Here is a 4,408-nt window from a genome sequence, read left to right as displayed (position 1 = left end):
GACCGCCCCAACGAGGCCGACGGCTTGAGGCTGATCCGTGCGTTCCTGTCGCTGCCGCCCGGCAAGCGGGCGGAGGTGATCGCATTTGCGGAAGGATTGGCACGTGCCCACGGCCGGTCCGCGGAGGAGGGTGCGAACGCCTGCCCGAAATAGCGCTACCGCTCGCGTGGATTGACGTTGGGCTCGAACGGTGCGCCGACAACCCGAACCGGTATCTGGGTTGGCGTGGTGTCGCCCGTCACGGCCGTTTCGGCCACCAGCTTGTCGGCCGCCCGTCCCGGCACCGGCTCAATCATCGCCAATACGCCGGCAAAAGCGCTACAGCACAGCGCCACGGTTGCCAGCAGAACCATGTTTCGGTTTTCTTCCCGGATCAGCATGGGTCGAGAACGAGCGACCCACGCTGTTGGTTCCGGTGCCGTCGCCTTTGAGCTGGACCGGATCGCTGGCACGGCGATGCATCGCCTGTACACTGGCTCGCGACTTCGCACAGGCTCGCCCGATGATCTCCCGTCGTCCTCCCGTGGTCGCCCACGAACGGTTCCTGGCGGACCGCGAGAATTTCGCAAGTCTCGATCTCGCCGCCCGGTTCGAGCGCATCGCGCGGACCAACCTCTGGGGCGCGGCGACTTCGGTCTCCGGCCTCGGCTCGGAGGATCCCGCGACCGACGCGATCCGGGAGGCGCTTCCAGCGCTGCTGCAACGGCTCGGGGCGCGCTCGCTGCTGGATGCGCCCTGCGGCGATGCCGGCTGGATCGGCCGGCTGGAGCTCGGTGTCGATTACACCGGCATCGACATCGTGCCCTCGCTGATCGAAGCGAACGTGCTCCGCGCGTCCCGCGGCGAACTGAGTGGCCGCTTCCTGGTCGGCGACGTCACGCGCGATGCTCTGCCGCGTGCCGACGTCATTCTCTGCCGGGACTGTCTGGTGCATCTGAGCTTTGCCAACATCGCTCGCGCCCTTGTCGGCTTTCGCGCGAGCGGCGCACTATTCCTGCTCGTCACGACCTTTCCGGAGTGGGAAAACAATGAGGATTGCGAGGACGGCGACTGGCGCGCGCTGAACATGGAGCAGGCGCCGTTCAACTGGCCGCCGCCACGCGAGCTGATCAACGAGCGCTGCGAGGAGGGCGGTGGCGGCTGGCGCGACAAGAGCCTTGGCCTGTGGCGGCTGGACGAGTTGCCGTCCCGGAGCTGCGTGCCCTGAAGCTGGTGCCGGCTGAGGGGATTGAACCCCCGACCTTCGGTTTACAAAACCGCTGCTCTACCGCTGAGCTAAGCCGGCGACGCGCGAGGACGCGGAACGGGCTCGACGTGTACGCCGGGCCGTCCGCCCGTGCGCGCCGCAATACCAGACTTGATGGCAAAGTGCCAGAACCGGAAGGCCGCCGTCGCAAGACATGAATCAGGCGGCCTTGCGGGCCGCCTGACATGTCGCGTTCGCCTCGAGCCGCCTTACTGGCAGAGGTGCGGGCGGCCGTCCTGGCCCTTGAAGTAGGTGCCGGGCGTGCAGACGAAGCCGTTGCGCTGGGCATAGGTACGGGTGTCCCAGCCACGATTGTCCCAGCCGCGGTCCCACGAATTGTCATAGGCGTAGGAATTGTCCCAGGCGCGGAAGGGTGCGGAGGCGATCGCGCCGGCCGTGCCGATCGCGGCACCGGCGACGCCCGCCGCGACGTCGGTCGGCCAGAAACCGGTACGGCTCCTGTTCCAGTCGTTATTCCAGTCGGAGCTGCTTTGCCGGTAGGCCCGACGATTGCGGTAACCGCTATCGGTGTACGGGTTTCCGGGGCCGAGGTTCTGGCAGTTGGCGTTGGGGAATTGCGCCGCGCAGCGGGCTGGATTGGTGACGACCGCTTGCGCCATGGCGGCGCCGCCCAGCATGGTCGCTGCGATCGCGGTAGCTCCGAGAAGCTTGATGTTCATGGTTCTTCGCTCCCAATTTGTTTGACGGGAGCTAAACGCCGAGGGCGCGTGACGTTCCGATGCAACCCCAGGATTTTTGCAAGCGACAGTCAAACGGATGTGAGCACGCGGGGCTCGGTTCCACCTGCAAGGATCCGCCGTTAACGCTTCGCTAGTTCGCCGTACAGCATTTGAGCGGCGCGCAGACCTTGCACGTTAGGCTTACCGGAATTTGGCGGGCGGGCCTTAACTCTCTCTGCGTTGCGATCGGCTAGGTTGTTGCCGGACAACCGGGATCACCTCATGCGTGCCGTGACGCTCGCCGCCCTTCTGATTGGATTGCCTGCGACGGCGACGGCCGGCGAGGGCTTCGATATCGTCATTCCCGGCCGTCCCGGCGTGCCGATCATCATCAACAACATCGACGCCAACTATGCCGTGGTCGAAGGCACCTGGGGCCTCGGCAAGAACCAGCAGGTGCAGCCCACGATCTATGGCGGCCGCTATATCGCCGAGCGGCAACCCGACCATGTCGGCCATTATTATCCGACGCTGGGCCATCGTCCGGGCTACGGCCGGCTCGAGGTCGAGCCACCTGCCAACCGCAAATTGCCGAAGCCCGCCGAGAGCTATCACGAGAGTTGGGGCGCCTCGTCCGCGCCGCTGCCGGCGCAGATGGACCCGCCGGTCGATGCGCCGCCGCTGATCTACGCGCCCGAGATCAACGAGCGTCCGCGTCCGCGGCCGCGCACAGAAATACCCGGCAGGCGGCCGGGCTGAGAAACGTGAAAATCCAAGAAACGGAAATCAACAGGAGAGAGTCATGCGTCAGATCATTTCGGGATTGGTTGCGGCAGCTGCCGTGACGTTCGCCGCCACCGCGCCCGCCGCGGCCTGCGGCTTCAGCACCTGCGCGCCGGTTGCGCCGGTCTATTCCGGCTGCAACACCGGCTGCGGCGGTTATAGCTACGGGTATGGCTACGGCTACGGCGCCTATGAGCGTCTCGCCGCGCCGACCACGCAGTATTACTACGTCAACCAGGGCCCGACCTATACCGGTCCGGGCGCCTTCGCGCCCTATCCGACCTATCGTGAAGATGCGGTCGTCGCGCCTGCCAATTACGGCTATGGCTATGGCTATCGTGCCGCTGCGGTCGCGCCGCCGGCCGCTTATCCCTATCGCCGCCCGTACTACCGTCCGTATCGCTATGGCTACGGCCCGCGCTACGGCTATCTGCCGCGCGTGCAGTACGGCCATGCTCATCGTTACGGTTACGCCCATCGCCACGGCTACGCCCACCGTGCCGCGCCGCATTATTACGGCGGCCACCGCGCCCTGCGCCGCCATTACTGATCTCTGATCGGCGAAAGCCAACGGGGACGCCCGTCCGCATAATGCGGGCGGGCGTTTCGTTCTGTCAGCGCTTCATCAGGCCGAGCCGGCTTGCGCCGACATAGAGCGCGAGCACGGCGGCGTTCGAGACGTTGAGGCTCTTGATCTCGCCGGGCATGTCGAGCCGTGCCACGACGCTGCAGGTCTCGCGGGTCAATTGCCTGAGGCCCTTGCCTTCGGCTCCCAACACCAGTGCCAGCGGCTGCCGCAACTCGACGTCGCTGATGTCCTCGCTGCCTTCGCTGTCGAGGCCGACGGTCTGGAAGCCGCGCTCGTTCAGCGCCGTCAGCGCGCGGGCGAGGTTCTGCACGGTGATCATCGGGACCAGCTCGAGCGCGCCGGAGGCGGCCTTGGCCAGCACGCCGGTCGCTTCGGGACTGTGGCGCGCCGTGGTGACGATCGCCTTCACCGCAAACGCCGCGGCCGAGCGCAGGATGGCGCCGACATTATGTGGGTCGGTGATCTGGTCGAGCACCAGCACCATGCCGTCCTGCGCCAGGGTCTCGATGTCGGGCGAGGGCAGGTGATCGGCCTCGGCGAGCAGGCCCTGGTGCACGGCGTCGGGCGACAGCAGCCGGTCGATCTCCTGGGGGCGCACGATCTCGGGCGTGACGCGGGTCTCGATGTTTTCGTCCGCAAGACGCCTTGCGGCGTTCTCGGTCAGCGTCAGCTTGCGGATCCGCCGCTGCGGGTTGGCGAGCGCCATGGTGACGGTGTGCCAGCCATAGAGAATGACCGGCCCGTCAGTTTGCGAATCGCGGTCGCGCCAAGCCGGCCGGCCGCCAGATTTTCCGGGTCTGTTGAAGGGCTTAGCCCCGCCGCGAGCCCCCTTGGGGCCGAATTTTCGATCCTTCATGGGCTCGCTTCTGTCATGGGTTCCGGAATATGGCAATTTCGCTGCCGGCGGGGGCCATTTTAGCTGCTTGCCTCGGTTGACTTTGCCCCACCGCATCGCCCATAAACGCGCCCGGTCGCGCCCCGATCCGGGTTGTCGCGGCCTTCACGTTCCATGGCCGACTTCGGTCGCCGGCAAGGTCCGGCCCGATTGTGCTGCCGTCGAGCGGGGGAGTGTCCCGAGTGGCAAAGGGAGCTGACTGTAAATCAGCCGCC

At 66.4% G+C, this 4,408-nt stretch carries 6 protein-coding genes and 1 tRNA gene; 3 read left to right on the top strand and 4 right to left on the bottom strand.

Annotation, left to right across the window (positions count from 1 at the left end; translation table 11 throughout):
• Positions 1 to 155: 155 nt before the first annotated feature.
• Complete coding sequence (locus JHD07_RS21145) at positions 156 to 380, bottom strand: hypothetical protein (protein WP_291625420.1); 225 nt, start codon at positions 378 to 380, stop codon at positions 156 to 158.
• A 122-nt stretch (positions 381 to 502) separates the two neighbouring features.
• Here JHD07_RS21145 and JHD07_RS21140 point away from each other — a divergent pair, with 122 nt between their 5' ends.
• Positions 503 to 1,207, top strand: a complete 705-nt coding sequence (locus JHD07_RS21140; protein WP_291625418.1) for a class I SAM-dependent methyltransferase — start codon at positions 503 to 505, stop codon at positions 1,205 to 1,207.
• Between the two features lie 3 nt (positions 1,208 to 1,210).
• On the opposite strand, the gene JHD07_RS21135 is transcribed toward JHD07_RS21140, so the two are convergent.
• A tRNA-Thr gene (locus JHD07_RS21135) sits at positions 1,211 to 1,285 on the bottom strand.
• Between the two features lie 170 nt (positions 1,286 to 1,455).
• Entirely contained in the window at positions 1,456 to 1,926 is a 471-nt protein-coding gene (locus JHD07_RS21130) for a hypothetical protein (protein WP_291625417.1), read from the bottom strand.
• A 282-nt stretch (positions 1,927 to 2,208) separates the two neighbouring features.
• On the opposite strand from JHD07_RS21130, the gene JHD07_RS21125 reads away from it, so the two are divergent.
• Positions 2,209 to 2,685, top strand: a complete 477-nt coding sequence (locus JHD07_RS21125) for a hypothetical protein (RefSeq protein WP_291625416.1) — start codon at positions 2,209 to 2,211, stop codon at positions 2,683 to 2,685.
• Positions 2,686 to 2,728: 43 nt separating this feature from the next.
• Positions 2,729 to 3,259, top strand: a complete 531-nt coding sequence (locus tag JHD07_RS21120) for a hypothetical protein (RefSeq protein WP_291625414.1) — start codon at positions 2,729 to 2,731, stop codon at positions 3,257 to 3,259.
• A gap of 64 nt (positions 3,260 to 3,323) precedes the next feature.
• Here JHD07_RS21120 and rlmB read toward each other — a convergent pair whose 3' ends face one another.
• Entirely contained in the window at positions 3,324 to 4,154 is an 831-nt protein-coding gene (rlmB, locus tag JHD07_RS21115; protein ID WP_291625412.1) for a 23S rRNA (guanosine(2251)-2'-O)-methyltransferase RlmB, read from the bottom strand.
• Positions 4,155 to 4,408: the final 254 nt, after the last annotated feature.

The sequence above is a fragment of the Bradyrhizobium sp. genome, assembly GCF_016462955.1.
Lineage (GTDB): Bacteria > Pseudomonadota > Alphaproteobacteria > Rhizobiales > Xanthobacteraceae > Bradyrhizobium.
Note: the sequence above shows the minus strand (reverse complement) of the source record. Positions and strands in the feature narration are given on the sequence as shown.

Excerpts from the sequence above, each read along its gene's own strand:
- JHD07_RS21130 (WP_291625417.1), bottom strand. The coding sequence starts at position 1,926 with ATGAACATCAAGCTTCTCGGAGCTACCGCGATCGCAGCGACCATGCTG.
- rlmB (WP_291625412.1), bottom strand. The coding sequence starts at position 4,154 with ATGAAGGATCGAAAATTCGGCCCCAAGGGGGCTCGCGGCGGGGCTAAG.
- JHD07_RS21120 (WP_291625414.1), top strand. The coding sequence starts at position 2,729 with ATGCGTCAGATCATTTCGGGATTGGTTGCGGCAGCTGCCGTGACGTTC.
- JHD07_RS21125 (WP_291625416.1), top strand. The coding sequence starts at position 2,209 with ATGCGTGCCGTGACGCTCGCCGCCCTTCTGATTGGATTGCCTGCGACG.
- JHD07_RS21140 (WP_291625418.1), top strand. The coding sequence starts at position 503 with ATGATCTCCCGTCGTCCTCCCGTGGTCGCCCACGAACGGTTCCTGGCG.
- JHD07_RS21145 (WP_291625420.1), bottom strand. The coding sequence starts at position 380 with ATGCTGATCCGGGAAGAAAACCGAAACATGGTTCTGCTGGCAACCGTG.